The organism is Pseudomonas sp. MBLB4123, assembly GCF_051904775.1.
GTDB lineage: Bacteria > Pseudomonadota > Gammaproteobacteria > Pseudomonadales > Pseudomonadaceae > Aquipseudomonas > Aquipseudomonas benzenivorans_B.
In genome coordinates, this window is record NZ_CP196711.1 from 1825152 (window position 1) to 1850791 (window position 25640).

General features: G+C 67.9%; 21 protein-coding genes and 2 pseudogenes. 6 read left to right on the forward strand and 17 right to left on the reverse strand.

The window, feature by feature from the left end:
• Nucleotides 1–67: 67 nt before the first annotated feature.
• From ACSX1C_RS08460 to pqqA, 8 genes are all read right to left on the reverse strand, one after another.
• Nucleotides 68–1813 carry a NahK/ErcS family hybrid sensor histidine kinase/response regulator gene (locus tag ACSX1C_RS08460; RefSeq protein WP_439889053.1) on the reverse strand — a complete coding sequence of 582 codons (1746 nt, stop codon included), beginning with the start codon at nt 1811–1813 and terminating at the stop codon, nt 68–70.
• On the reverse strand, nt 1797–2960 hold the full coding sequence (gene ercA, locus ACSX1C_RS08465; RefSeq protein WP_439889054.1) for an alcohol dehydrogenase-like regulatory protein ErcA: 1164 nt from the start codon (nt 2958–2960) through the stop codon (nt 1797–1799). The genes ACSX1C_RS08460 and ercA overlap by 17 nt, the downstream gene beginning before the upstream one ends.
• A 102-nt stretch (nt 2961–3062) precedes the next feature.
• On the reverse strand, nt 3063–4934 hold the full coding sequence (locus ACSX1C_RS08470) for a prolyl oligopeptidase family serine peptidase (protein WP_439889055.1): 1872 nt from the start codon (nt 4932–4934) through the stop codon (nt 3063–3065).
• On the reverse strand, nt 4931–6151 hold the full coding sequence (gene pqqE / locus ACSX1C_RS08475) for a pyrroloquinoline quinone biosynthesis protein PqqE (RefSeq protein ID WP_439889056.1): 1221 nt from the start codon (nt 6149–6151) through the stop codon (nt 4931–4933). Before pqqE ends, ACSX1C_RS08470 begins: the two co-directional genes overlap by 4 nt.
• A 46-nt stretch (nt 6152–6197) precedes the next feature.
• Entirely contained in the window at nt 6198–6476 is a 279-nt protein-coding gene (gene pqqD, locus ACSX1C_RS08480) for a pyrroloquinoline quinone biosynthesis peptide chaperone PqqD (protein ID WP_439889057.1), read from the reverse strand.
• Nucleotides 6473–7225 carry a pyrroloquinoline-quinone synthase PqqC gene (gene pqqC, locus ACSX1C_RS08485; protein ID WP_439889058.1) on the reverse strand — a complete coding sequence of 251 codons (753 nt, stop codon included), beginning with the start codon at nt 7223–7225 and terminating at the stop codon, nt 6473–6475. Before pqqC ends, pqqD begins: the two co-directional genes overlap by 4 nt.
• 11 nt (nt 7226–7236) lie before the next feature.
• The gene (gene pqqB, locus ACSX1C_RS08490; protein WP_439889059.1) at nt 7237–8151 is read right to left on the reverse strand and encodes a pyrroloquinoline quinone biosynthesis protein PqqB; all 915 of its coding nucleotides are present in this window, start codon (nt 8149–8151) and stop codon (nt 7237–7239) included.
• 55 nt (nt 8152–8206) lie between these two features.
• Nucleotides 8207–8278 carry a pyrroloquinoline quinone precursor peptide PqqA gene (gene pqqA, locus ACSX1C_RS08495; RefSeq protein WP_003253598.1) on the reverse strand — a complete coding sequence of 24 codons (72 nt, stop codon included), beginning with the start codon at nt 8276–8278 and terminating at the stop codon, nt 8207–8209.
• Nucleotides 8279–8490: 212 nt separating this feature from the next.
• Here pqqA and ACSX1C_RS08500 point away from each other — a divergent pair, with 212 nt between their 5' ends.
• Entirely contained in the window at nt 8491–9453 is a 963-nt protein-coding gene (locus ACSX1C_RS08500) for an IS1595 family transposase (RefSeq protein WP_439889060.1), read from the forward strand.
• Between the two features lie 34 nt (nt 9454–9487).
• Here the strand turns inward: ACSX1C_RS08500 and ACSX1C_RS08505 are convergent.
• Nucleotides 9488–9946 (reverse strand): annotated as a pseudogene (locus ACSX1C_RS08505) (glutamine synthetase family protein); the annotation flags it as partial.
• Here ACSX1C_RS08505 and ACSX1C_RS08510 point away from each other — a divergent pair.
• The 4 genes and pseudogenes from ACSX1C_RS08510 to ACSX1C_RS08525 form a co-directional block, all read left to right on the forward strand.
• Nucleotides 9939–10301 (forward strand): annotated as a pseudogene (locus ACSX1C_RS08510) (cation:dicarboxylate symporter family transporter); the annotation flags it as partial. The pseudogenes ACSX1C_RS08505 and ACSX1C_RS08510 sit on opposite strands and share 8 nt — an antisense overlap.
• Before the next feature lie 396 nt (nt 10302–10697).
• The gene (locus tag ACSX1C_RS08515) at nt 10698–12626 is read left to right on the forward strand and encodes an IucA/IucC family protein (RefSeq protein WP_439889061.1); all 1929 of its coding nucleotides are present in this window, start codon (nt 10698–10700) and stop codon (nt 12624–12626) included.
• The gene (locus tag ACSX1C_RS08520; protein ID WP_439889062.1) at nt 12616–13830 is read left to right on the forward strand and encodes an MFS transporter; all 1215 of its coding nucleotides are present in this window, start codon (nt 12616–12618) and stop codon (nt 13828–13830) included. Before ACSX1C_RS08515 ends, ACSX1C_RS08520 begins: the two co-directional genes overlap by 11 nt.
• 65 nt (nt 13831–13895) lie before the next feature.
• Nucleotides 13896–15953: a TonB-dependent receptor gene (locus ACSX1C_RS08525; protein ID WP_439889392.1), complete on the forward strand. Its 2058-nt coding sequence runs from the start codon at nt 13896–13898 to the stop codon at nt 15951–15953.
• Between the two features lie 70 nt (nt 15954–16023).
• Here the strand turns inward: ACSX1C_RS08525 and exaC are convergent, their stop codons facing one another.
• Together exaC and ACSX1C_RS08535 are read right to left on the reverse strand one after the other, a co-directional pair.
• The gene (gene exaC, locus ACSX1C_RS08530) at nt 16024–17544 is read right to left on the reverse strand and encodes an acetaldehyde dehydrogenase ExaC (RefSeq protein WP_439889063.1); all 1521 of its coding nucleotides are present in this window, start codon (nt 17542–17544) and stop codon (nt 16024–16026) included.
• A 237-nt stretch (nt 17545–17781) separates the two neighbouring features.
• Nucleotides 17782–19557 (reverse strand): PQQ-dependent methanol/ethanol family dehydrogenase, encoded by a 1776-nt coding sequence (locus tag ACSX1C_RS08535; RefSeq protein WP_439889064.1) that lies wholly within the window; start codon nt 19555–19557, stop codon nt 17782–17784.
• A 211-nt stretch (nt 19558–19768) separates the two neighbouring features.
• Between ACSX1C_RS08535 and ACSX1C_RS08540 the strand changes: the two genes are divergently transcribed.
• Nucleotides 19769–20734 (forward strand): class I SAM-dependent methyltransferase, encoded by a 966-nt coding sequence (locus ACSX1C_RS08540; RefSeq protein WP_439889065.1) that lies wholly within the window; start codon nt 19769–19771, stop codon nt 20732–20734.
• Between the two features lie 27 nt (nt 20735–20761).
• Here ACSX1C_RS08540 and ACSX1C_RS08545 read toward each other — a convergent pair whose 3' ends face one another.
• The 6 genes from ACSX1C_RS08545 to ACSX1C_RS08570 all read right to left on the reverse strand — a co-directional run bounded on the left by ACSX1C_RS08545 (nt 20762) and on the right by ACSX1C_RS08570 (nt 25551).
• Nucleotides 20762–21706 carry a quinoprotein relay system zinc metallohydrolase 1 gene (locus ACSX1C_RS08545; protein WP_439889066.1) on the reverse strand — a complete coding sequence of 315 codons (945 nt, stop codon included), beginning with the start codon at nt 21704–21706 and terminating at the stop codon, nt 20762–20764.
• Between the two features lie 27 nt (nt 21707–21733).
• Nucleotides 21734–22060, reverse strand: coding sequence for an EthD family reductase (locus ACSX1C_RS08550; protein WP_439889067.1), 327 nt, complete (start codon nt 22058–22060; stop codon nt 21734–21736).
• 77 nt (nt 22061–22137) lie between these two features.
• On the reverse strand, nt 22138–22887 hold the full coding sequence (locus ACSX1C_RS08555; RefSeq protein ID WP_439889393.1) for a quinoprotein dehydrogenase-associated SoxYZ-like carrier: 750 nt from the start codon (nt 22885–22887) through the stop codon (nt 22138–22140).
• A gap of 43 nt (nt 22888–22930) precedes the next feature.
• Entirely contained in the window at nt 22931–23830 is a 900-nt protein-coding gene (locus tag ACSX1C_RS08560) for a substrate-binding periplasmic protein (RefSeq protein WP_439889068.1), read from the reverse strand.
• A gap of 5 nt (nt 23831–23835) precedes the next feature.
• Nucleotides 23836–24255, reverse strand: coding sequence for a cytochrome c-550 PedF (gene pedF, locus ACSX1C_RS08565; protein ID WP_439889069.1), 420 nt, complete (start codon nt 24253–24255; stop codon nt 23836–23838).
• 492 nt (nt 24256–24747) lie between these two features.
• Entirely contained in the window at nt 24748–25551 is an 804-nt protein-coding gene (locus tag ACSX1C_RS08570; protein WP_439889070.1) for a helix-turn-helix transcriptional regulator, read from the reverse strand.
• Nucleotides 25552–25640 lie beyond the last annotated feature (89 nt).

A 25640-nucleotide genomic window follows, 5' to 3' on the forward strand; every position in this document is an offset into this window, starting at 1 on the left:
GCGCGGCGCGCAAGCCTTTTTCTATGGAGCAAACCCTCGGCAACGCAGCGGCGGATAGCCGCCTGGCCTATGCTGCCGCCGACGCCCCCAGCAGCTGACTGAGCACCGCGCGCAGCTTGCCCGGCTTGACCGGCTTGTTCAGCAACGGCATGCCCAGGCCCTGCAGCTCGCGGCGACACTGATCGCTGCGGTCCGCGGTGATGATCACCGCGGGGATCGGCGCGGCGAAACGCTCGCGCAGCTGCCGCACCACCTGGCAGCCGGTCACCCCATGATCGAGGTGGAAGTCCGCCAGGATCAGGTCTGGAGCCTGCTCGCCGAGTACCTGCTGGGCCTCCTCCTGGTCGAGTGCGGTAAGCACCTCGCAGCCCCACTGCTGGAGCAGGGCCGACATGCTGTCGAGAATGCTCAGTTCGTTGTCCAGCACCAGCAGACGCCGCCCCGGCAGTGGATCACCGACCTGGGTGGGCAGCGCCGTCCGCGATGGCGCACTGGCAACCGGCTGCCGGGCGAGCGGCACCTGGATGGCGAACAGCGAGCCGCGGCCCAACTGCGAGCGCACCCGCACCCGATAGCCGAGCATCTGCGCGATACGGTCGACGATTGCCAGGCCCAGGCCGACGCCCTTGCGCTCGGCGGCGCGGCCGACCTGCAGTTGGTTGAACTCGAGGAAGATGCTGTCGAGCTGGTCCTCGGCAATGCCGCGGCCGCTGTCCCACACCTGCAGTTCGAGGAACTCGCCGCGCCTGCGCGCCCCCAGTAGCACCCCGCCTCGCTCGGTGTAGCGGCAGGCATTGCTGAGGAAGTTGCGCAGGATGCGCGTGAGCAGGCGGAAATCGCTGCTGATGCTGCAGTCGGTGATATGCACCCTGAGCGTCAGGCCCGCCGCCGCGGCCACCGGCTGGAACTCCGAGGCCAACGGCGCCAGCAGTTCCTCCAGCGGGTAGACCTCGATGTCCGGCTTGATCGCCGCCTGGTCCAGCTTGGAGATCTCCAGCAGGTCGGTGAGCAGGTCCTCGGCACCCTCCAGGGCCTGGTGGCTGCGCTCGACCAGGCTGTGCTCGGCGGCCGGCAGGCTGCGCTCGCGCAGGGTGGAGATCAGCAGGCGCGCCGCATTCAAGGGCTGCAGCAGGTCGTGGCTGGCCGCCGCCAGGTACTTGTCCTTGCTCTGGTTGGCCGCCTCGGCGGCGTCGCGGGCCTCGCGCAGGGCCTGCTCGACGCGCTTGCGCTCGACTATCTGCTGCAGCAGGTTGTGGTTGGCCTCCTGCAGCTCGGCGGTGCGCGCGTTGACCCGCTGCTCCAGCTCGTCGTTGAGCTGCTGCAGGCGCAACTGGGCCTGCTTGCGCTCGCTGATATCGGCGACGAAGCCCTCGAACAGGCCCTCCTCGTCCGGCTTGAGCAGCAGGTTCATCAACACGTCGATGACCCGGCCGTCACGCCGGCGCAACTGGGTCTCGTAGCCGAACAGACCGCCCTGGCGCTGCAGCGCGTCGCGGATATGCTGCAGCTCCTCGGCGCCGCCGACGAACAGGTATTCGGCCAGGTCGGTCAGCGACCACAGCACCTGCTGCGGGTCCTCGTAGCCGAGCATCCGCGCCAGGGCCGGGTTGGCCGCGCGCAGGCCCTCCTGCAGGCTGGCCTGGAAGATGCCGTGCACCGCGTGCTCGAACAGCCACTTGTAGCGGTTGCGCTCGGTCTCCAGTTCCTCCAGACGCGCCAGCAGTTCCGGGTAGTGGCTCTTGCGCACCGAGTGGCTGCCCAGCCCGAGCAGTTCGGTGAGGGCCTGGCGCTGCTGGTCAGAGGGCCTCGGCATAGACGACCTCGACATCCCGCTGGCTCGACTCGCGCGGATTGGTGAGGATGCACGGGTCTTCCATCGCATGCTGCGACAGGAAGGGGATATCGGCCGTGCTGACGCCGTGCAGGCCCAGGGTCTCGTGGAAGCCGACCGCCCGCTTGAAGCGGATCAGGTGTTCGATCAGGCGCTGGCGCACCTGCGGGTGGGTGAGGCCGCGGGTGTCGATGCCCAGGGTCTCGGCGACCATCCGGAAGCGCTCCGGCGCGGCGTTGTAGTTGAAGGCCACCACATGTTCGACCAGCACCGCGTTGCACAGCCCATGGGGCAGGTCGAGGAAACCGCCGAGGCTGTGGCTCATGGCGTGCACCGCGCCGAGGATGGCGTTGGAGAAGGCCAGGCCGGCCTGCATGCTGCCGAGCATGATCTTCTCGCGCAGGGCGATGTCGTTGGGGTTGGCGATCATCGCCACCAGGTGGCCGTTGATCAGCCGCATCGCCTCCAGGGCGTGGGAATCGGTCAGCGGCCCCGAGCCGGTGGAGACGAAGGCCTCGATGGCATGCACCAGGGCGTCGATGCCGGTGCAGGCGGAGAGGAAGGGGTCCATGCTCAGGGTGGTTTCCGGGTCGATCAGCGACACGTCGGGCACCGCGCCCTTGCTGACGATGGAGAACTTCATCCGTTCCTGCTGGTTGGAGATGATCACGAACTGCGACACGTCGGCCGAGGTGCCGGCGGTGGTGGGGATCAGGATCAGCGGCGGGCTGGGCACGCGCAGGGTGTCCACGCCCTCGAACTCGAGGATGTCGCGGCCATGGGCCACGGCGATGCCGATGCCCTTGGCGCAATCCATCGGGCTGCCGCCACCGACCGCCACTATCACGTTGCAGGACTCGCTGCGGTACAGCTCGGCGCCGAGCATCACCTCCTCGGCGCGCGGGTTGGGCGAGACCTGGGTGTAGAGACAATGCTCGATGCCCTGGCGCTGCAGGCTGGCCTGCACGTCGGCGACCCAGCCGGCGGCCACTACCCCGGGGTCCGACACCAGCAGCACCTTGCGCGCACCGTAGTTGCTGGCGTAGTTGCCCACGCTGTGACGGCAGCCGGCGCCGAAGATGATTTCCGGCGAGACGAACTTGCGGTGAAGACTGATATCGGGGCTCACACTGCGGCCTACCTGTTGTTGTTCTAACCCGCCCAGCCTACTGCATTGGCCTGCCAATGCAATGCGACCAGCGTCGAGCAGGCGGCCGCGCATGCACCGCCTTCAACCGAGCAGGCGCTGGTAGAAGCGCCACTCCTGCTCCAGGGCATGGGCCTGGTTGCACGCCTGGCGAAAGCCGTGGCCCTCCTCGGGGTAGAAGTGGTAGTCCACCGCCAGGCCGCGCCCACGCAACGCCTCGACCATGGCCTCGGTCTGGCTCGGCAGCACCACGGCATCCTGGCCGCCCTGGAAGAAGATCACGGGCGCCTCGATCTTGTCGGCATGCAACAAGGGGGTGCGCGCGGCATAGCGCTGCGCATCGCGCTGCGGGTCGCCGATCAGCCAGTCCAGGTAGTCGGCCTCAAACTTGTGCGTGACCCGGCGCAGGGCCAGGGGATCGCTGACCCCGTACAGGCTGGCGCCACCGCGAAACGTCAGGCCGCCGGCCAGGGCGCACAACGCGGTGTAGCCGCCGGCACTGGCGCCGCGGATAAAGGCCCGGGCCGGATCGATCAGGTCCAATCCAGCCAGGTGTTCGAGCAGCGCGCCGGCATCGACCACCTCGATCTCGCCCCAGCGCTCGTGCAGGGCCATGCGATAGGCGCGGCCATAGCCGCTGCTGCCGCGGTAGTTGAGGTCGGCGACGGCGAAGCCGCGCTGGGTCCAGAACTGGATGCGCGGGTCGAACGCCGGGTAGCAGGCCGAGGTCGGCCCGCCATGCAGGAACACCAGCAACGGCGGCTTCTCCCCGTCCGGTCCACGGCAGGCGCCATTGTGCGGTGGGTAGAAGAAGGCATGGCAGGCCTCACCACCACTGGTGAAGGACAGCGGCCGGGGACGGGAGACCTCGGTCTCCGCCAGGGGCACCGCACCGCCGGCCAGCACCCGGCACTGGCCGCTGGCCCGCTCGATCGCCAGCACAGCGCCGCCCCGCGTCGGCGCGGCGGCGATCAGGTAGAAGTGCGTGGTGTCGGCCGCCAGTTGGCGGAAGCGGCTGTAGTCCGGCGCCAGCCGGCGCTCGCCCCGGCCGTCGGCGCTACGCTCGGCCAGGCGGGCGCAGCCGTCCTCGAACCAGCTCAGCAGCAGGCCTTCGCCGGCCAGCGCCAGGTAATTGCAGGCGCCCAGCTGCCAGGGCGCGGCGGCGTGATCGGCGGCGGCGCAGGGCAGCGGCGCCAGGCGGCCCTCGGCCGTTTCGCGCCAGGGCTGCCAGTAGCCGTGGCGGTCGCCGAGCACCAGCAGCCGGCCCCGGTCGTCGAACGCCGGCTGCTGCAGGGACTCGTCGTCGCCCTGCCCGGCAACGACCCGGGCCGGCCGCCAGGTACCGTCCGCGGCCCGCTCGGCCAGGCACAGGCGAGTCGCCAGCCAGGGCTGCCGCGGCCGGTCCCACTCGATCCAGGCCAGGCGCCGACCATCGGCGCTGAGAGTCGGCGCGGCATAGAAGTCGCGGCCCTCGGCCAGCACCCGCCGCGCGCCGTCGGCCAGGGCGATGGCGACCAGCCGGTGCAGCACCTGCCCGGCTTCGCGCGCCTCCTCCACCGCCAGCAGGGCGCTGCCCCGGGCGTCGAAGCGCAGATCGCCGAAGCGGCAATGGGGACGATTGCTCAGCCGCTCGGGCGCGGCATTCAGCGGCTGGTGATAGAGCTGCTGATCGGCCTCGCCGACGAAGGCGACGCCCTGTTCGGTGAGGCAGAAGGCGCCGCCGCCATACTCGTAGACCCGGCTGCGCACCGACAGGTCGGCCGGGGTCAGGCAGCGCAGGGCTGCGGGCGTCCAGTACCAGAGGGTCGAACGGCCGTCGGCCGGGTCGTATTGCAGCCACACCAGGCCGCCCAGCCCCGCGCGCAGCTCGGCGAAGTCGCGGCCGGCCGCGGCCGCCTGGTCGCTGGACCAGGCGCTGTCCCAGAAGCCGAAGGGCGCGATGCGTTGACCACTCATGTCTTGCAGATTAGCCGGGACGCCTGCTCGTTGCGCGACTGCAGGTCCTGCAGCGCCCCGGGCGCCCGCTCGGCCTCCTCCCGCGCGGCGAGGATAATGCCGTGGTGCGCCGACTTGCTGCACACCGGGTCGGCGTTGCTGGCATCGCCCGTGAGCATGAAGGCCTGGCAGCGGCAGCCGCCGAAGTCCTTGGCCTTCTCGTCGCAGCTGCGGCAGGGCTCGGGCATCCAGGCGTCGCCGCGGAAGCGGTTGAAGCCGAACGAGTCGCGCCAGATGTGCTCGATGCGGTGCTCGCGCACGTTGGGGAACTGCACCGGCAACTGCCGCGCGCTGTGGCACGGCAGCGCGGTGCCGTCCGGGGTGATGTCGAGGAACAGGTTGCCCCAGCCGTTCATGCAGGCCTTGGGTCGTTCCTCGTAGTAGTCCGGGGTGACGAAGATCAGCTTGCAGGGGTGGTTTTCGGCCGCCAGTTTCGCTCGCCACTGGTTGGTGATGCCCTCGGCACGCTCCAGCTGGGCGCGGGTCGGCAGCAGCCCGGCACGATTGAGTTCGGCCCAGCCGTAGAACTGGCAGGTGGCCAGCTCGACGAAGTCCGCCTCCAGCTCCAGGCACAGCTCGATGATGCGCTCGATGTTGTCGATGTTGTGCCGGTGGGTGACGAAGTTCAGCACCATGGGATAACCGGCCGCCTTGACCGCCCGGGCCATGGCCAGCTTCTGGGCGAAGGCCTTTTTGGAGCCGGCCAGCAGGTTGTTGACCTCCTCGTCGGCGGCCTGGAAGCTGATCTGGATATGGTCCAGTCCGGCCTCGCTGAAACTGGCGATGCGCGCCTCGGTCAAGCCGATGCCCGAGGTAATCAGGTTGGTGTAGTAGCCCATCTCCCGCGCCGCCCGGATCAGCTCGGCCAGGTCCTGGCGCACCAAGGGTTCGCCACCGGAGAAACCCAGCTGCGCCGCACCCAGTTCGCGGGCCTGGCGGAACACCTCGATCCACTCGGCGGTGGAGAGCTCCGCGCCCTGCCGGCTGAAGTCCAGGGGGTTGGAGCAGTACGGGCACTGCAGCGGGCAGCGGTAGGTCAGCTCGGCCAGCAGCCAGAGCGGCGGGCCGACCGCGTCGGATCGCTGCAAGGCTACCTGCGTTGCCGATGCGTCGTTAAAAGCAGGCTCAGAATGCTCATGTACGCTGCGCTTCTTCGCCTGTTTTTGCGGGGCCGCCATCGGTATAGCCTCGGCTACCTCGCCTACGCCTTGCAGCGATCCGTTATCAGTGCAGCTCGATCCAGAACTGGGCATGGGCCACCTCCATAAAGGCGAGGATGTCTTCGTCGATCCCCGGCACGTCGGGGAAGCGCCCGCGCAGGTCGGCGATGATCTCGGCGACGCTGTGGCTGCCGTCGACCTGGCCGAGGATCGCCCCGGCGCTGTCGTTGAGCTTGATCATGCCCTCCGGGTAGAGCAGCACGTGGCAGCCCTGGGCGGGTTCGAACTGCAGGCGGAAGCCGCGGCGCAGGCGCGGCACCCGTTCGATGGTCAGCGGTTTCATGGGGCGACTCCTCGGTGCCAGACCCGTGCGGCGGTCACCGTGTGGTAGGGCGGGCGCTGCAGCTCGTAGGCCATGCTCATGGCATCGAGCATGCTCCACAGCACGTCCAGCTTGAACTGCAGGATCTCCAGCATGCGCTGCTGGGCCTCCAGGGTGCGGTAGTGGGCCAGGGTGATGCGCAGGCCGTGCTCGACGTCGCGGCGCGCCTGGCCCAGGCGCCGGCGGAAGTAGTCGTAGCCGGCCGCGTCGATCCAGGGGTAGTGCTGCGGCCAGGCGTCCAGGCGCGACTGGTGGATCTGCGGGGCGAACAGCTCGGTCAGCGAGCTGCTGGCCGCCTCCTGCCAGCAGGCGCGGCGGGCGAAGTTGACATAGGCGTCGACGGCGAAGCGCACCCCCGGCAGCACCAGTTCCTGGGACAGCACCTGCTCGCGCGCCAGGCCCACCGCCTCGGCCAGGCGCAGCCAGGCCTCGATGCCGCCCTCCTCGCCCGTGGCGCCGTCGTGGTCCTGGATGCGCTGCAACCACTCGCGGCGGGTGTCGCGGTCCGCGCAGTTGGCCAGGACGGCGGCGTCCTTGAGCGGGATGCACAGCTGGTAGTAGAAGCGGTTGGCCACCCAGCCCTGGATCTGCTCGCGGCTGGCGCGGCCCTCGTACATCGCCCGGTGGAAGGGGTGATGGATATGGTAGTAGGCGCCCTTGGCGCGCAGTGCCTGCTCGAACTCGGCAGGACTCATGGCGGACGGATTCATGGCCGGACTCCCTACAGCTGGATGCTCATGCCGTCCCAGGCCACCTCGATGCCGTGGGCGCGCAGCTCGGCGCGCTGCGGCGAATCGAGGTCGAGGATCGGGTTGGTGTTGTTGATGTGGATGAGGATCTTCTGCCTGGCCGGCAGGCCGTCGAGCACCTCGATCATGCCGCCGGGGCCGCTCTGACACAGATGGCCCATCTCGCTGCCGAGCTTGTCGCCGACCTCGCACTGGCGCATCTCGTCGTCGCGCCACAGCGTGCCGTCGACCAGCAGGCAGTCGGCGCGGCGCATCCAGGCCAGCAGCGCCTCGTCCACCTGGCCCAGGCCCGGGGCGTAGAACAGCGTGCCGCCGGTGCGGCGGTCCTCGACGAACAGGCCGATGTTGTCGCCGGGATGGGGGTTGCCGCGGTGCGGCGAGTAAGGCGGCGCGCTGCTGCGCAGGGGGATGGCGCTGATGGCCAGGTCCGGGCAGGCCGGGATGCCGAACGGCGCGCCGTCCAGCGCGATCGGCTGGTGCTGCAGGCCGCCGTTCCAATGCGCCAGCATGTTGAACAGGGGAAAGCCGCTGCTCAGGTCCTGGTGGACCATCTCGGTGCACCAGACCTGGTGCGGGCAGCCCTCGCGCAGGCTCAACAGGCCGGTGCAGTGGTCGATCTGGCTGTCGAGCAGGATGATCGCGCCGATGGCCGTGTCGCGCAGGGCGCGGGCCGGCTGCAGGGCCGGGAAGGCTTCGAGCTGGGCGCGGATGTCCGGCGAGGCGTTGCACAGTATCCAGTCCTGGCCGTTGTCGCTCAGGGCGATCGAGGACTGGCTGCGCGGCTGCGCGCGCAGGCTGCCGCTGCGCACCCCGCGGCAGTTGCGGCAGTTGCAGTTCCACTGGGGGAAGCCGCCGCCGGCGGCGGAACCGAGAACCTGGATATGCATGGCGGGTACCGGTGGGAATTCGGGGGATGCCCCGACAGCGCCGGGGCCGGGCGAATCAGCGATTGGCGAAGTACATCGTCACTTCGAAGCCAATGCGCAGGTCGGTGAAGGCGGGTTTGGTCCACATGGCGCGATCCTCTCTTGTTATCCAGCCGGGACATTCCGGCCCTGTCAGTTATGCCCCCGCTAGCGCCACGACAGAATGGTACTTTGGGAGGAGAACGGGCTGGCTTTGGTAGCGGGGCCGCGGGCGCCGGGCAATAAAAAAGGCTATGTCCCAATGATGTGTTGCAAGAACTAATCTGAAAGGCAGGCATCCGCTCGGGAGGTCTGCCCATCATGGACACTCAAGCCTTTCACCACTGGCTGGCTCAACTAGGCCAGCTCAGCCCCCAGCAGAAATCCACGCTTCATCAAGCCCTGCAGAGCCCGCCCACAACAGCGGTGCTTGATGACCTGCCGGCGCTGCAGAGTTGCCCGCATTGCCAGGCCGCCGCGAGATACCTCGCGCCCTGGGGATGGTCGCGTGGTCTGCGTCGCTATCGCTGCCGTAGCTGCCGACGGACGTGTACCGCGTTGTCGGCAACCGGCCTTGCCCGCCTGCGCTACCCCGAGCGCTGGAAAGACTATGCCCAGGCACTGATTAATGGGCTGAGCGTGCGCAAGGCTGCCAAGGTGTGCGGCATCAGTAAGAACACCGCGTTTCTCTGGAGGCACCGTTTCCTGGCGGCAGCCGCCGAGCATCACGCCACCCATGAGACCGGGATTGTCGAAGTGGATGAAACGTTCTTTCTGGAGTCATTCAAAGGTCAGCGACGCTTACCGCGGCCGCCGCGTAAACGGGGCGGGGTCAGCGTGACCCGCGGCACGGGGAAAGACCAAATCCCGGTGATGGTGGTGCGCGACCGGGAGGGGCATACCGCTGACTTCACACTGGCCAAGCTCGATGCTGTGCATGTACGCAAAGCGCTGGCGCCGCTGATCGATCAGGAGTCCGTGCTGTGCACTGACGGAGCGGCGGTCTATGCCAGTTTCGCCCGGGTGCAGGGCATCACCCATCAGGTCGTGCATGCCCGCCCCGGCCAGCGCGTGCGCCAGGGCGCCTTCCATATCCAGAACGTCAATGCCTACCACAGTCGACTGAAGAACTGGATGACCCGCTTTCATGGCGTGGCCACCCGCTACCTCCCGAACTATCTGGGCTGGCGCCGTATGCTGGAGCGCTATCAGCACGGCATTCGGCCGGTTCACTGCATCCAGGAGGCGGTAGGACGAACCATGCAACACGCTATTGGGACATAGCCATAAAAAACGCGGCCGAAGCCGCGTTGCGCTAGCGATTTGCCGGGGCCGCCCGCCCCTGTTCATCGCTGAAGATATTTCGCCCATTGTCCTGCTCGACCACGCTCTGGTGGATATGCATGGAGCTGCCCGGCGTCTGTGCCAGGGGCTTGGCCATGCATACCGCGATCAGTCCGTGCTTGAGCGCCACCTCCTTGAGCAGGTGCTTGAACAGGAAGGTCTGGTCGGCGAGCAGCAGGGGGTCGCCATGCAGCAGGTTGATCTCGAACTGGCTGAGGCCCATCTCATGCATGAAGGTGTCGCGCGGCAGGCCGAGGGCGGCCATGCACTGGTAGACCTCGTCGAAGAATGCACGCAAGCCGTTGTGGGAACCGACGCCGAATGCGGAGCCACCGCTCTCGCGCCGACCATCGAGGCCCAGCGGCGGCTGGAACGGCTGCTGTGGGTCGGGGTTCGGCGCAAAGACGAAGAACTCCAGCTCGGTCGCCACCATCAACATGGCCGGCGCGGCGATCACCATCAGCGTGCTGACCCTGGCCGCGGTGCACACCCCGGGCATCGCCGTCGACCTGCCCACCGCCCTGCTGCTCAGCCTGCTGGCATCGATCAGCGCCTGCGGCGCGTCCGGCGTGGCCGGCGGCTCGCTGCGGCTGATTCCCCTGGCCTGCAGCCTGTTCGGCATTCCCAACGAGGTGGCCATGCAGGTGGTCGCGGTGGGCTTCATCATCGGCATCGTCCGGGACTCGGCGGAGACCGCGCTGAACTCCTCCACCGACGTGCTGTTCACGGCGGCGGCCTGCCAGGCCCAAGAGCGGAGCGTCGGCCTGGAGCAAACGCAGCCGAGCTGACCGCCTGGCACCTCCCCCCCGAAAAGGCTTACGCGAAGCGTAAGCCTTTCTTGTCTGCCCCTAATCGCCGGCAGCGCTCGCCTCACAGCCGGCAGCGCCCCTGACGCCAGCCCCCACGCGCGGCTCCCAGCGCCCTTCCCGCAAGACCTGCACGCCCCCGCCCATCGCTCCCAGCCGACCGACGAGACACCCGACGCTCCGCCCCGCGTCAGGCGCCTGCCTGAGCCTGACCCGGTATCACCGCCCCCAAGCCTCGGAGAGAGTCAGGCAGGCCTGCAACGTCTCAATGTTATTGATAACGATTTGTATTTATACCTGCATATCTATATCCTGCCGCCGCGCGCAACTCCAATCATTACGACGGACATCGTAGGAACACTGCACAAGGCCCCTGATATGACAGTTGCCCTCCCTGAAACCATGCAACAATTGCTGTCGCGCTGGAGCGAGGCACTCACGACCCCTGCGTTCCGTGCACGCCAAGTGACCATCGACCACCTGATTCAGGCGCTGCCCGCCGCCCGCGAACGCAGCTTCCAGCGGTTGCTTCAGGCACTGCTCCGCGAGGACCTGCTGAATCCCCGGGACCTCCAGTCCGATACCCAGCAACGCTGCTCACTCCCCCTCGACGAGTCCGGCACACGGCTGCAGTTCGGCCATCTGATGCCCGGTCGCATGGGGAGTTGGGATCTGCGTGGCAGCGTGGTCCTGCACCGCGGCCAGGCCCTGCCCTACGAACTGCAGTACCCCTCCGAGCTGCTGTACCTGCTCAGCGCCAAACTCGACTGCGCGGCCTCGGCGCCGACCCTGGCGCGACTGGCGACTGAGCTGGATGACAGTCTCTACAATGACACCCTCTGCCTGGCCTACCACCAGTGCTGGAACCGCCAGCTACAGCACGGCCGCCCCCATGACACCACCGATAGCCTGCTGGCCAGGCTGCTGGCCGGCGCCGATCAGGGCAATCCGACCCTGCTGCTGGAACAATGGGGGACCCTGGGTCACCCCTGGCACCCGAACTACAAGACCAAGCTGGGTCTGGGCACCGAACGGGTGATCGCCCTGTCTCCGGAGTTCGAGGCGCGGGTTCCGGTGACCCTGTGCGCCGTACATCGCCGGTGCGTCCATGTCGAGGCCCTGCCGGACACCGGGGAGGCCATGCAGTGGTGGCGGCAGCGTTTCCCGGAAGCGGCACGCGACCTCGGCGCCGCGCTGCGCGAACAGGGGCTCGACCCGGAGGACTACCTGCCCCTGCCGGCCCACCCCTGGCAGGCGCAAGAGGTGCTGCCGGAACTCTTCGCCCGGGAAATCGCCGAACGCCAGCTGATCCTGACCGATATCCACGCCTTCCAGGGCCATCCGAGCATGTCCTTCCGCACACTGTTGCCGGAAGGGAGCCGCCTGGCGCCCATGGTCAAGCTGCCGGTCTCCCTGCGCCTGACCAGCGTGCAGCGCACCGTTTCTCCACGCTCGGCACGCATGGGCCCGCGGGTCAGCCAGCTTCTGCTACGGATCCTGCGCGACGAGCCGGAGATGGCCGAAGTGCTGAGCGTGGTTCCCGAGCGCCTGGGCATGCACTACAGCCCTCAGCCGGCGGACGACGAGCGCGCCCGCCACCTCTCGGTGCTCTACCGCGACAATCCCATGGACCTGGTCGGTTCCGGCGAAATGGCCGTTCCGGTGGGCAGCCTGTTCGCCGGCGATCTGGCCGACCAGCCGCTGCTGCGCCAGTGGGTGGCGCTGTCTCAGGGCAGCGAAGCGGGGGACGCCGCGCTGGCCTTCTTCCGCGACTACATCGCGGTCGTCCTGCCGGGGCTGCTGGGCATGTACCTGGTCTACGGCGTCGCCTTCGAGGCCCACCAACAGAACAGCTTCATGTTGATGGGCCGCGACGGGCGGCCGCGGCGCCTGCTGGTGCGGGACTTCGGCGACATCCGCATCCACCGCCCGAGCCTGCATGCCCACGGCCTCGACCTCGAACTGCACGACCCGAAGATGACCCTGCTCGACGATGCCGGCTTCGTCCGCGACAAGCTGCTGCACACCACCTTCATGTGCCACCTCGGCGAGCTGGCCCTGCTCTGCGCGCGCCATTGGCGGATGCCCGAGCAGCTGTTCTGGGCGGCGCTGGCCGAGCAGGTCGAGCAGTGCTTCCAGGCGCTGCGCCAGCGCGTGGAGCAGCGCCGCTGGGCGAGCGAATACCAGGCCCTGCTGGTGCAGGACTGGCCGGCCAAGGCCTTCATGCGCATGCGCCTGGAGGACAGCCATGCCGACATAGTCGGGCGCCTGCGCAACCCCTTGAGCCGGGCCGACCATGTGGCGTGATCGTGCGTCCCTGCCTTTGCTGATCGCCATCCAGTGCATCTCCATGGGCGCCATGGAGATGAGCGGGCCGTTCTGGCCGCTGCGCATCCAGGCGCTGCTCGGCCCGCAGCAGGCGCAGTACCTCGCCGCGCTGTCGGCCCTGGTGTATGCCGGGCCCATGCTCGCGGCCATGCTGCTGACGCCCTTGTGGGGCCGCCTGGGCGATCGTACCGGGCACAAACCCATGGTGCTGCGCGCCCTGCTGGCGCTGGCCCTGTGCCAGCTCCTGGCGGCGCTGGTGCTCGACCCCTGGCTGCTGGTGCTGATCAGGGTGCTGCAGGGTGCGCTCGCCGGCTTCATCGCCGCGGCGCAGGCCTACGCCATTGCCTGCTGCGCCACCGGCCAGCGCGGCCAGGTGCTGGCCCGCCTGCAGGCGGCGACGGCGGTCGGCTCGCTGGCCGGGCCGGTACTCGGCGGCTGGCTGATGGATGTCGCCGGGTTCGCCACGCTCTGCACCGCCGCCGCCGTCATCTGCCTGCTGTGCACCCTGACGGCATGCTGCCTGCCGGCGGACCGTCCGCATCCCAGGACCAGCCGCGCCCAGCCGCAGGCCCGGCTCCCCAGCGGCTGGCTCGGCGGGGTGCTGACGATCATCGTGCTGGTGCAGGCGGCGAAGATGATGCCGCAGCCCTTCTTCGCCCTGTACGTCGCCGAGATTCTCCAGGCCCCCGGCTGGCTGATCGGCGCCAGCTATGCCGCCAGCGCGGCCACCCTGGCCCTCTCCGCACCGCTGTGGGGCAAGCTGTTCGACCGCTGGGAGCCAGCCCGCACCCTGCGCGTCGTCGAAGGCGTCACCTGGCTCTGCGCCCTGACCCTGGCCCTGACCGCCCTGGCCGATGACTGGTTCGGCTTCATCGCCAGCCGCCTGCTCTGGGGCGTCTGGCAGGGGGCCCTGCTGCCGGTGGCCTATGCGCTGATCGTCAACACCGTGCCCGGCAGCCGCCAGGGCTTCGCCCTCGGCCTGGGCAACAGCGCGGCCAAGGGCGGCGCGCTGCTCGGGGCCCTGCTCGGGGCCGCCGGCATGGGCCTGGCCGGCCTGGCTTCCGGCTTCTGGCTGGTGGCCCTCACCTATGCCCTGGCGGCGCTGGGCATCCGCCTGATTCGCAACAGCTCGCAACTGCCGGACTCCCCGGCGCTCTATGCCAATACCAAGAAGATGATCTGATGAACAGAACCCCGCTTTCCTTTTTGATCCCCCTGATCGGCTCGCTGGGCGGCGTCGCCGCGCCCATGGCCCTGGCCGCCGAGGCCGCTGTGCCGGCTGCCGATACGGTAAAACTTGCCAGCACCGTGGTCACGGCGACCCGTAGCCAGGCCAACATCGCCTCGATTCCCGCCTCGGTGCAGGTGATCGACGAATCCCAGATTCGCCAGCAGAGCGGCGCAGGCCGCAAGGTCGCCGACATTCTCGGCACCCTGGTGCCCGGCCTCGCCCCGGCCACCGGCGGCATGAGCAACTTCAGCCAGACCCTGCGTGGGCGCAACATGCTGGTGCTGATCGACGGGGTCTCGCAGAACGCCAGCCGGGACAACTTCCGCCAGCTCAACAGCATTGCGCCGGCCAGCATCGAGCGCATCGAGGTGATTTCCGGCGCCAGCAGCATCTACGGCGCCGGCGCCTCGGGCGGCATCGTCAACATCATTACCAAGCGCAACCAGGGCGAGGACCTGGCCATGAGCAGCCGCCTGGGCATGAGCAGCGGCAACAACCTCAACCCCAAGGGCTTCGCCTACGAGGCCTTCCAGAGCGTCAGCGGCCGGCAGGGCCCCCTCGACTGGTACCTGTCGGCGGACTGGACCCAGCGCAACGACCAGTTCGACGGCAACGGCAAGCGCATCCCCCAGGACACCTCCCAGGGCAGCGCCATGGACACCGAGACCTATGACCTGCACGGACGCTTCGGCTATGCCCTGGACGCCGACAAGCGCCTGAGTCTGGCCCTGCAGGACTACAAGGACGAACAGGACACCGGCTTCGCCCCGCGCACCATCGATGGCGAATCCGTGGCGGTGAAGGGGCTCGACCTCGACGAGCAACCCTTCACCCACAACCAGGCGGTCAACCTCAACTACAGCGACAGCGACCTGCTCGGCCAACAGCTGTTGCTGGAGAGCTACTGGCGCCGCGCCGATGCGCTGTTCTTCCCCGACCGGCCGCGGGGCTTCGCCGGGGTCTCCGACAACAACAGCCAGCAGGAAGTCTACGGCCTGCGCGCCGCGGTGGAGAGCGACCTGCCGAGCATCGGCGCGGCCCGGGGCAGCCTGGTCTGGGGCGCCGACTACGAGAACGAAAGCACCCGCCAGCGGGGCGACCGCTACCAGGTCAACGGCCTGGTCTACCGCAAGAGCGGCGAAACCTTCGAGCTGGGGCCGGACGTCGACACCGCCACCAAGGCGCTGTTCGCCCAGATGTCCTGGGATATCGCCGACTGGACCCTGCGGGGTGGCATACGCCGCCAGTGGGTCGAGAGTGAGGTGCAGGACAGCATCGCCTACGGCGAGATCTGGCAGACCGGCAACCGTGCCACCCTGCCCGGCGGCACCCTGAAGTACGACGCCACGCTCTACAACCTGGGCGCCGTCTACCACCTCAGCGACAATCAGGACCTGTTCGTCAACTTCAGCCAGGGGTTCTCCCTGCCGGATATCCAGCGCTTCCTGCGCGACGTCGACAGCCGCTTCGACATCCAGACCCTCAACGCCCAGGCGATCGAGGTCGACAGCTACGAGCTCGGCTGGCGCGGCAACTGGAGCCGCTGGAAGGCCGATGTCACCCTCTACGAAAACCGCTCGGACGTCACCCAGTTCTACGACGCCAGCGCGCGGGTGCTGCGCCTGATCGACCAGAAGGAACGGGTTCGCGGCGTGGAAAGCAGCCTCAGCTACGACCTCAGCGAACGTTGGTCGGTCGGCGGCACCTATGCCTGGACCAAGGGCGAGACCCAGCAGAACGGCAAGTGGATCGACCTGCCGGCGACCCGTGTCTCGCCGGCCAAGACCACCCTGTTCCTCGGCTACAGCCAAGATCGCTACAACCTGCGCCTGCAGGCCCTGCAGCTGGCCGACTACGACGCCGCCGCCAAGGACGGCAACGGCCGGGAGATCGACGGCTACACCCTGGTCGACCTGCTCGGCGCGGTCGAGCTGCCCACCGGGCGCCTGGAGGGTGGCATCTTCAACCTGACCAACCGCACCTACCAGAACCTCTTCACCCAGGCCAATGCCCGCAAGCCCTTCCCGAACGCCGAGGGCCGCACCTTCAGCCTGGCCTACTCGGTCGACTGGTAGCCCGGTGATGGCGCGGATCGGCGGTCTCCACCTGGGAGGCCGTCGATCCGCCGCCGGGGGCATGCTGTGCTCAGAAGAAGCCCAGCGGGTTGATGTCGTAGCTGATCAACAGGTTCTTGGTCTGCTGGTAGTGGTCGAGCATCATCTTGTGGGTCTCGCGGCCGACCCCGGACTTCTTGTAGCCACCGAAGGCGGCGTGGGCCGGGTACAGGTGGTAGCAGTTGGTCCACACCCGGCCGGCCTTGATGCCGCGGCCCATGCGGTAGGCGCGGTTGATGTCGCGGGTCCACACGCCGGCGCCGAGGCCGAACTCGGTGTCGTTGGCGATCGCCAGGGCCTCGGCCTCGTCCTTGAAGGTGGTGACGCCGACCACCGGGCCGAAGATCTCCTCCTGGAACACGCGCATCTGGTTGCTGCCCTTGAGCAGGGTCGGCTGGATGTAGTAGCCGCTGGCCAGGTCGCCATCCAGGGCCTCGGCGGCGCCGCCGGTGAGCAGCTCGGCGCCCTCCTGCTGGGCGATCTCCAGGTAGCTGAGGATCTTGTCGTACTGCTGCTCGGAGGCCTGGGCGCCGACCATGGTCTCGGTGTCCAGCGGGTTGCCGCGCTTGATCTGCTTGATCTTCTTCATCACCTCGGCCATGAACGCCGGGTAGATGGATTCCTGCACCAGGGCGCGGGACGGGCAGGTGCACACCTCGCCCTGGTTGAAGAAGGCCAGCACCAGGCCCTCGGCGGCCTTCTCGATGAAGGCCGGCTCGGCCTGCATGATGTCCTCGAAGAAGATGTTCGGGCTCTTGCCGCCCAGCTCGACGGTGGACGGAATGATGTTCTCCGCGGCGCACTTGAGGATGTGCGAGCCCACCGGGGTGGAGCCGGTGAAGGCGATCTTGGCGATGCGCTTGCTGGTGGCCAGGGCCTCGCCGGCCTCGCGGCCGAAGCCCTGCACCACGTTGAGCACGCCCGGCGGCAGCAGGTCGCCGATCAGCTCCATCAGCACGGTGATCGACAGCGGGGTCTGCTCGGCCGGCTTGAGCACGATGGCGTTGCCGGCGGCCAGGGCCGGGGCCAGCTTCCAGGCGGCCATCAGCAGCGGGAAGTTCCACGGGATGACCTGGCCGACCACGCCCAGGGGCTCGTGGAAGTGATAGGCGGCGGTGTGCTCGTCGATCTCGGCGGCGCTGCCTTCCTGGGCGCGGATGCAGCCGGCGTAGTAGCGGAAGTGGTCGGCGGCCAACGGCACGTCGGCGTTGAGCGTCTCGCGCACGGCCTTGCCGTTGTCCCAGGTCTCGGCCACGGCCAGCAGCTCCAGGTTGGCCTCGATGCGGTCGGCGATCTTCAGCAGGATGTTCGCGCGGTTGGCCACCGAGGTCCTGCCCCAGGCTTCGGCGGCGGCGTGGGCGGCATCCAGGGCCAGCTCGATGTCGGCGGCGTCGGAGCGGGGGAATTCGCCGATCGGCGAACCGTCGACCGGGCTGGTGTTGCTGAAGTACTGGCCCTTGACCGGGGCGACGAACTCGCCGCCGATGTAGTTGCCGTAGCGCGACTTGAGGGAGACGACTGAGCCTGGGGTACCGGGTTTGGCGTAGATCATGATGCGGTCCTCTTGTTGTCGGAGCCTGCCCCCTGAGCGTGGAACAGGTCATGTTTCGATCTTAGGAAGCCCCCGCGCCGGCCGGTATGCATCCATGGCACAGGTCGCCTCCTCATTTGGTAGTAATGGCGCCGGCCGGGCGATTGCCGCGCCGGGCCGACGACCTGATCCAGCGTAGTCGCTACCGGAAACGACGAAGGCCGGTCAGAGACCGGCCTTCGTTTCATGCGCTGGCGATCAACGCCCCGCCACCAGTTCCTTGGGCAGCTTGAAGGTCCAGAGCATGCCGCCCTGGTTGAAGTGCTTGACCCGCTTGGCCACCTCGCCGCCCCACAGCGGCACCGCGCCGCCCCAGCCGGACAGCACCGAGACGTACTGCTCGCCGTCCATCTCCCAGGTCACCGGCGAGCCGAGCACGCCGGAGCCGGTCTGGAACTCCCAGACCTTCTCGCCGGTCTTGGCGTCGAACGCCTGCAGGAAGCCCTCGGGGTTGCCGGTGAACACCAGGTTGCCCTTGGTGGTCAGCACCCCGCCCCACAGCGGCGCGAAGTTCTTCTGCCGCCAGACTTCCTTGCCGGTCTTCGGGTCGATGGCGCGCAGCACGCCGATGTAGTCCTCGTTCAGCGGCTTGATGGTGAAGCCGGCGCCGAGGTAGGCCGCGCCCTTCTTGTAGGCGATGTCCTCGTTCCAGATGTCCATGCCCCACTCGTTGGACGGCACGTAGAACAGCCCGGTGTCCTGGCTGTAGGCCATGGGCATCCAGTTCTTCGCGCCGAGGAAGGCCGGCGCGGCGAACACGCTCTTGCCCTTCTCCGCGGCGGCCGGCGAGCCCGGACGGTTGTCGTCGACGTAGATCGGCCGGCCGTTCTGGTCCAGGCCCTTGGCCCAGGTGATGGTGTCGACGAAGGGGAAGCCGCGGATGAACTTGCCGTTGGTGCGGTCGAGCACGTAGAAGAAGCCGTTGCGGTCGGCGGTGGCCGCGGCCTTGATGGTCTTGCCGCCCTCCTGGTAGTTGAACGACACCAGCTCGTTGACGCCGTCGAAGTCCCAGCCGTCGTGCGGGGTGGTCTGGAAGTGCCACTGGATGCTGCCGTCGTCCGGGTTCAGGGCCAGGCGCGAGGAGGAGTAGAGGTTGTCGCCGGGACGCAGGTGCGAGTTCCACGGCGCCGGGTTGCCGGTGCCGAACAGCAGCAGGTTGGTCTCCGGGTCGTAGTAGCCGCCCAGCCAGGGCGCCGCGCCGCCGGTCTTCCACAGGTCGCCCGGCCAGCTCTTGCCGGCCTCGCCGCCGCTGATGCCGTTCTCGATCTTCTTGCCGTCCTTGTAGACGTAGCCCATGTGGCCTTCCACGGTCGGTCGGGTCCACAGCAGCTCGCCGTTCTTCGGGTCGTAGGCCTCGATCTTGCCGACCACGCCGAACTCGCCGCCGGACACCCCGGTGATCAGCTTGCCGTTGACCACCAGCGGCGCCGCGGTGATCGAGTAGCCGGCGCGGTGGTCGGCGACGCTCTTGCGCCACACCACCTTGCCGGTGTCCTTGTTCAGCGCCACCAGCTTGGCGTCCAGGGTGCCGAAGATCACCAGGTCGCCGTACAGCGCCACGCCGCGGTTGATCACGTCGCAGCACGGACGGATGTCGTCGGGCAGGCGCGCATCGTACTGCCAGAGTTCCTTGCCGGTGCGCGCATCCACCGCGAACACCCGCGAGTAGGAGGCGGTGACGTACATCACGCCGTCCTTGATCAGCGGCTGGGCCTGCTGGCCGCGCTGCTTCTCGCCGCCGAAGGACAGGGTCCAGACCGGGCGCAGGTCCTTGACGTTGTCGCTGTTGAGGATGCTCAGCGGGCTGTAGCGCTGGCCCTGCAGGCCCAGGCCGTTGGTGACGATCTGGTCGGTGGTTTTCACGTCGTCCAGGATCTCCTGGTCGGTGACCGCCCAGGCCGCGGCGCTGGGCATGAGCATGGCGGCACAGAGTGCACTGAGCAGGAAGGGCTGACGAAGACCGGTGTGTTTCATTGCGGCTACCTCTGCGGGTTAATTGTTATCACCGGGAACTTTTCCCGATCTAAGGCAGATTCTTCGGTGCCCCGCGCCCCGCAACAATTCGACCCAGTACCGAATTCCCTACTCCCTTGGTAGCAATACCCCGCGCCCCGGGCCGCAAGTCGCGGCAACGAGACCGCCCTCTGGCTTAGAATGGCCGGCCACGCCCCGCTGACTCCGCCCCATGAACGCCCACGCCATCGACACCCTGCACCAGCACCTGCTCGCCGCCCTGAGCGCCGCCCCGGACGAGGCCCGGCGCCTGTTCCATGGCCGCGGCCGGCTCTGGCCGGGACTCGAACAGGTCACCGTCGACTGGCTGCAAGGGATAGTGCTGGTGTGCCTGTTCCGCGACCCGGGCGAGGCCGAGCTGGGCGCCCTGAAACAGATGCTGCTGGGCCTGCCCCGGTCTCCGATCTGGCGGCAGTGCGAGGCCCAGGGCCTGCTGCTGCAGCACCGCTACCGCCCGGACTGCGCCGCCGAGTGGCTGCACGGCGCGGCCGTGGAGCAGTGCCTGGTCAGCGAGCACGGCCTGCGCTTCAAGCTGGATCTGGGCAGCAAGCAGAACTGCGGCCTGTTCCTAGACATGCGCTACGGACGCCGCTGGATACGCGAGCAGGCCCACGGCAAGCGGGTGCTGAACCTGTTCGCCTACACCTGCGGCTTCTCCGTGGCCGCCCTCGCCGGCGGAGCCGAGCAGGTGGTCAACCTGGACATGGCCAAGGCCGCCCTCAACCGCGGGCGGGACAACCACCGCCTCAACGGCCACGACCTGAACCGGGTGATCTTCCTCGGCCACGAGCTGTTCAAGTCCTGGGGCAAGGTGAGGAAGCTCGGCCCCTACGACCTGGTGATCATCGACCCGCCGTCCTTCCAGAAGGGCAGCTTCGTGCTGACCCAGGACTACCGCAAGATCCTCCGCCGCCTGCCCGAGCTGCTCGCTCCCGGCGGCAGCGTGCTGGCCTGCCTCAACGACCCGGCCATGGGCCCCGAGTTCCTGCTCCGGAGCATGGCCGAGGAGGCGCCGGGCCTGCGCTTCGAGCAGCGCCTGGACAACCCGCCGGAATTCGCCGACATCGACGCCGACAGCGGCCTCAAGGCCCTGGTGTTTCGCCAGTCGGACGACCGCGACGACGCGCCGCAGCCCTGAGCCCGGGCAAATGCGAGCAGCGGCGCCTCACTCGGCCGCGGCGCCGCTGTCCACCCGCGGCAGCCGCGCCCCCTCGTAGCGCGGGTAGAGGTGACTGACGCTGCGGATCAGCTCGTAGCGGGTCAGGCTGACCCCGGCGAAGCGCGCAGGGATCGCTGTGCGCATCAGCTCGTTCATCTCCGCGCCGCGCTCGGCGCCGCCCTGCATCACCCCGTGCAGCCAGCCGAGGTAGTCGCGCATCTGCACGAAGGGCGCGGCGTCGCTGGCCAGCGGGCCGTGGCCGGGCACCAGCAACTTCCAGGGCAAGGCTTGCAGCCGGTCCAGGTCGTCCAGCCAGACCTCCAGCCCCGGCGTGCCGGGGGTGGTCAGGGCGCGCTGGTAGAACAGCAGATCGCCGGCGAACAGCACGCCGCTGGTCTCGTCGAATACCGCCAGGTCGGCGCCGGTGTGGCCGCTCAGGGCCAGCAAGCGCAGGCGCCGCTCGCCCCAGTGCAGCACGCCGGCCTGCAGCGTCTCGTTGGACAGCACCAGCTCGGTGCCGCGCATCCAGTCGCCGACCAGGCGGTACATATTCTCCGCCATGGCCTCGCCCTGCTCGGCCAGCAGGGCGCGGGTGCCGGGCAGCGCGGCGATCGGCACGTCGGCGAAGGCCTGGTTGCCCAGGACATGGTCGGGGTGGTGGTGGGTCAGCAGCAGCCTGTCCACCGGCTTGTCGGTGACCGCCGCGATGGCCCGGCGCAGGGCCTCGCCGTAGCGCTTCGAGGGCCCGCTGTCGATCACCAGCACGCCGGCCTCGCCGACGATGAAGCCGCTGTTGTGGATATGGCCGCCGTTGTCCCGGTCGAAGTTGGCGGTGCTGCCCTCCACCAGCCAGACGCCCTCGGCGATTTGCCGGGGGTGCAGGGCGTAAGCAAGCTCGGCGCGCGCGCCCAGCGAACAGAGCAGCGCCACCCCTAACAGCATCCAGCGCATAGGCACCTCCTGGTCCGGTCGAAAGGTCTACAGCCCCTGGGGCGCCAGCTCGACTTCGCTGATCTGCACCAGCGGCTGGCTGTCGGTGAAGTTCGACAGGTCGGCCATGATCCGCTCGGCGTGGGGCGCGAAGCTCTGTTGAAAACGCTCCAGGCTGTCGAAGTACAGGTGTCCCATGGCGACGAAGGGCGCCCGGTTGTTGGCCTCGACGCTGGCCACGCCGCGGTCCACGGCGATGGCCTTGCAGGCCTCGCCCAGGCACTTGCGCACCAGGTCCATGTGCTGGGAGCAGTAGTAGGCGAAGTCGAACCGCACGCCGGGCGGGTTGGGATAGAGCACGCTGACCTTGATCATGGGGTTGTCCTCGTGATGGTTTCGGGTCTGGCGGAGAGGCCGCCACTGGAGCATGGCGCAGATGGCCGGCACGCGCCCTAGAGCGCCGCCTCGAACTCGTTGCCGTTGTTGTCGCGCAGCCACAGCCGGGCCTCCTCCTGGCCCTCCAGCTCCAGGCTGAGGGTCGGGTTCTCGCTGACTGCCGGGAACAGCTCGAGCCGGGCCAGCACCCGGCCGGCGGCGTCGCGCAGCTCGGCCTGGTCGAGGAAGAACTCGGGGATGCCGTCGACCAGGCCGTTGTCCATCGGGTGGGCCACCTGCAGGCGCAGACGGCTGGCATCGCCCAGGGCGAAGCGCCGGCCGTGCACCTGACCCAGGCGCTCCTGCCAGCCGGGCTGGGCGCGCACCACGCTGGGCGCAGTGCAACCGCCGCCGGCGGCGTCGACCTGGGCCGAGCCGACGTGCCAGAGGCCGGCGCGGGTCAGCACCGCGACGCGGATCGGCGTGGCCTGCTCGATGCGGATGCGGATGGCCAGGCGCGGCAGCACCCCCTCGCCCGGCTGGAAATCGAAGATGCGCGGGATGGGGTTGAGTTCGGCCCAGGCCAGCATCCGCACCACCTCGGCGTCGAGGGCGCTGGCATCGACCTGGATCGGCACCTGCCGGGCATCCTCGGCGAAGGGCGGTGCCAGCAGTTTGACCCGCTCATCGAAGACGAAGGGCGCGCCGTCGAGCAGACGCTGGTGGTGGTAGTCCCACATCACCGAGGTGACCGGATCGCCCTCGGCACCGCGGGCCTCCCAGGCCAGGGCGAACAGCCCCAGCCACAGCAACGCACGCCAATCCAGTCCCATGTGTCACCTCCTGTGCTGCCCGCCCTCGGGCACCGCGCTATTCGATGTCCTGGTACAGCCCCGGCAGCTCGTACTGCAGGCCGTAGCGCGCGTAGAGCGCTTTCATCCGGCCGTCCAGGATCAGCCCTTCGAGCTGCTCCTCCAGGGCATAGGCCAGCTGGCGATTGCTCTGGTGCACCGCCATGCCGATGTCCCACACCTGCTTGCCCATCTTCGGATAGGCGTTCTGCGCCAGGGCCAGGCGCGGGTCGGCCGCCTGCTGCAGCTGCCAGTCGATCTCGCCGCGCAGGGCCATCACCGCGTCCACCTCGCCCTGCTTCATCCCGGCGAAGGCCGCCCGGACATTGGGGTAGTGGTGCAGTTGGCGACTGAGCAGGCCGTCGAACACCGAGGACAGATAGAAGGACGGCACGCTGTCGACCTCGACGCCTATGGGGTGCTGCTGGAACACCGCCACGCTGGGCACCTCCTGCAGGCGGCGGCGATCATGGGCCAGCTGCCAGCGCTCGCGCTGGTAGGGGCCGAACATAACCACCAGGTCGTTGGCCAGCTCGCCGAACTCGTTGCTCATGTAGGCGAAGTCGCGGTCGTAGGGTACCCGCAGCATCACGTCGGCCAGCTCGTGGGGGCGCAAGTAGTGGCCGCGCCAGACGTAGTCGCGCAGGTCGTCGTCGAGCTTCTCGCCGGGCGGCGCCCAGATCAGCGCCAGCTCCAGGCCCAGACCCTCGGCCAGGGCCCGGGCCAGTTCGACGTCGACGCCGCGCCCCTGGCCGTCCTGCTGGAAGCTGTAGGGGGCGAAATCCTGATACACCGCCACCCGCAGCACGCCGGAGGCGACGATGCCGTCGTAGTCGCGCACCGGCGCCTGGGCATGGGCCGGCAGGGCCGCCAACCACAGCAGTGCCGTCAGCAGACGCGGCAGCAGACCGAGGCGCATGGCCGTCACTCCTCGATGGCCACGCTTTCCAGGTAGCTGCGCACCGCCCAGAGCGCCTCCTGGCTGAGGTAGTCGGCCATCTTCGGCATGTACACCCGGCCATCGCGCACCGCGCCGTTGATCACCCGCTCCTTGAACCACTCGTCGCCCATGGCGCCGACCTCCAGCAGGCGCAGGTCGGGGGCGATGCCGCCGGACTTGGCCTCCAGGCCGTGGCAGGCCGCGCAATTCTGGTTGTAGGCCGAGGCGCCGATCTCGATGGCCCGCGGGTTTTCGCGGTAGGGGTTCTCCTCCAGCCACTCCTCGCCCAGGGACTCCAGGCCCTGGGTATTGACCGCCTGGGGCACCACATCGCCATGGGCCCAGAGGGTGCCGGAGGCGGCGAGCAGGAGCAGGGCGAAAGCGGTTTTCTTTGTAGTTTTCATGTTCCAGACCTCATCAAAAGCACGCAGAACAAGCTGATAGGGAGCTTGGTTACGGTCATCTTAAGAAGCCTGCAGCAAGCACCGAATGCTGCTTTGGTGGCTCGCAACTAGTTCATTGGTAGTAGGGCTTGTGGTGGTGGCGCTGGGCTGCTTTGGCAACTTGCCCAAGTCATGCCCGGTTTGGGCGTTTTTCCGTAAGCGCTCCATAAACCCCACCTCCCGCTGGTGGGGGTTTACGTTTTACAGTGGCGTCGCTGGTTGGCAGTTCCACGGCAGCAGCGCTTCAATCTGAGAAAGCCACGCTGCGCGGCGCCAACCTCAGCAGTGCCCGCACCCGCTTCGGCAACTTTCAGGACGTCAATCGGCCCGGTTGCGTGGAGTGTCAGAAGGGTTGCGATTGAATCTTGGCAATGTTTCCCGGCCGCAACGGAGCGCCCCCGGCCGCGCCAGCAAGCGTGGCGCCGCGCAGAGGCGACCACCAGCAGAATCCTCTTAATCGGGTTCTCGTGTTTTTCTGAGTTCGCTGGGTGTGATGCCGAACTGTTGCTTGAATCTATCGGTAAATCGCGATTGCGAGTGGTAGCCACAACGCTCTGCGATGCGCCCGATCGGCTCCATGGTCGTCTGCAGCAGAAACAGACCCTGGCCCAATCTGGCTCTGTTCACAGCCGACTTAATGCTGGCACCTTCGGCTTTTAGTCGGCGGCGCAACGTCGACTCGCTGACCGCCAGCCTTTCAGCCAGCCGCCCGACACTCCAATCAGATGAAATATTGTCACTGACGATATCGTGCAGCCGATGACTGAGACTCGGGTGCCCGACGATGTTACTCACCTCGGTGTAGCCGGAAAGATAGATCAGCTGCAGAAGCTCCTCTCTGCGAAAATGCCACAACTCCTGAGGCGCATAGAGCGACCACTCGATATATTGTTTCAGCGTTTTCGCCATAGCCTCGTCAATGCCGCCCTGGACATATCGTTTATCAGCACTGCGTTTGTTCTTGAAACGATCGAAATCGCTGAACTCGAACTCGATCAGAACGGCAAAATACTCATCCCCTGGAATATTTCTCATATCGATATCCGAGGCATTGGACAGAAAGAGAAAACTGCCGGTCGGACAGACGATTTCATCCCGCCGGCCCAGCTGCTTGACGCCGGCCAGCACGAATATCAGCAGCGGTTTGGTGATAGGCGCATTCAGAATGCGCTGCTCCTTGTAGGAGGAATACACCGAAAATGGCAGCCCGCTATCGCCACGCTGCGCTGCTCTCGCCAGCTTTATGAGTTCCTGCATAGGTTCACCAGCAGCATTGAAAGTCCCCCAGTACGCCACTGATCGTGTTGGCTCGATAGAAACGACGAGCCCGTCCTTTCACAAGGACG

Bases quoted from the DNA above. Each gene is read 5' to 3' on its own strand.
- ACSX1C_RS08460 (WP_439889053.1), bottom strand. From the start codon at position 1,813: ATGCCGAGGCCCTCTGACCAGCAGCGCCAGGCCCTCACCGAACTGCTC.
- ACSX1C_RS08470 (WP_439889055.1), bottom strand. From the start codon at position 4,934: ATGAGTGGTCAACGCATCGCGCCCTTCGGCTTCTGGGACAGCGCCTGG.
- pqqE (WP_439889056.1), bottom strand. From the start codon at position 6,151: ATGGCGGCCCCGCAAAAACAGGCGAAGAAGCGCAGCGTACATGAGCAT.
- pqqD (WP_439889057.1), bottom strand. From the start codon at position 6,476: ATGAAACCGCTGACCATCGAACGGGTGCCGCGCCTGCGCCGCGGCTTC.
- pqqC (WP_439889058.1), bottom strand. From the start codon at position 7,225: ATGAATCCGTCCGCCATGAGTCCTGCCGAGTTCGAGCAGGCACTGCGC.
- pqqB (WP_439889059.1), bottom strand. From the start codon at position 8,151: ATGCATATCCAGGTTCTCGGTTCCGCCGCCGGCGGCGGCTTCCCCCAG.
- ACSX1C_RS08500 (WP_439889060.1), top strand. From the start codon at position 8,491: ATGGACACTCAAGCCTTTCACCACTGGCTGGCTCAACTAGGCCAGCTC.
- ACSX1C_RS08515 (WP_439889061.1), top strand. From the start codon at position 10,698: ATGACAGTTGCCCTCCCTGAAACCATGCAACAATTGCTGTCGCGCTGG.
- ACSX1C_RS08520 (WP_439889062.1), top strand. From the start codon at position 12,616: ATGTGGCGTGATCGTGCGTCCCTGCCTTTGCTGATCGCCATCCAGTGC.
- ACSX1C_RS08525 (WP_439889392.1), top strand. From the start codon at position 13,896: ATGGCCCTGGCCGCCGAGGCCGCTGTGCCGGCTGCCGATACGGTAAAA.
- exaC (WP_439889063.1), bottom strand. From the start codon at position 17,544: ATGATCTACGCCAAACCCGGTACCCCAGGCTCAGTCGTCTCCCTCAAG.
- ACSX1C_RS08535 (WP_439889064.1), bottom strand. From the start codon at position 19,557: ATGAAACACACCGGTCTTCGTCAGCCCTTCCTGCTCAGTGCACTCTGT.
- ACSX1C_RS08540 (WP_439889065.1), top strand. From the start codon at position 19,769: ATGAACGCCCACGCCATCGACACCCTGCACCAGCACCTGCTCGCCGCC.
- ACSX1C_RS08545 (WP_439889066.1), bottom strand. From the start codon at position 21,706: ATGCGCTGGATGCTGTTAGGGGTGGCGCTGCTCTGTTCGCTGGGCGCG.
- ACSX1C_RS08550 (WP_439889067.1), bottom strand. From the start codon at position 22,060: ATGATCAAGGTCAGCGTGCTCTATCCCAACCCGCCCGGCGTGCGGTTC.
- ACSX1C_RS08560 (WP_439889068.1), bottom strand. From the start codon at position 23,830: ATGCGCCTCGGTCTGCTGCCGCGTCTGCTGACGGCACTGCTGTGGTTG.
- pedF (WP_439889069.1), bottom strand. From the start codon at position 24,255: ATGAAAACTACAAAGAAAACCGCTTTCGCCCTGCTCCTGCTCGCCGCC.
- ACSX1C_RS08570 (WP_439889070.1), bottom strand. From the start codon at position 25,551: ATGCAGGAACTCATAAAGCTGGCGAGAGCAGCGCAGCGTGGCGATAGC.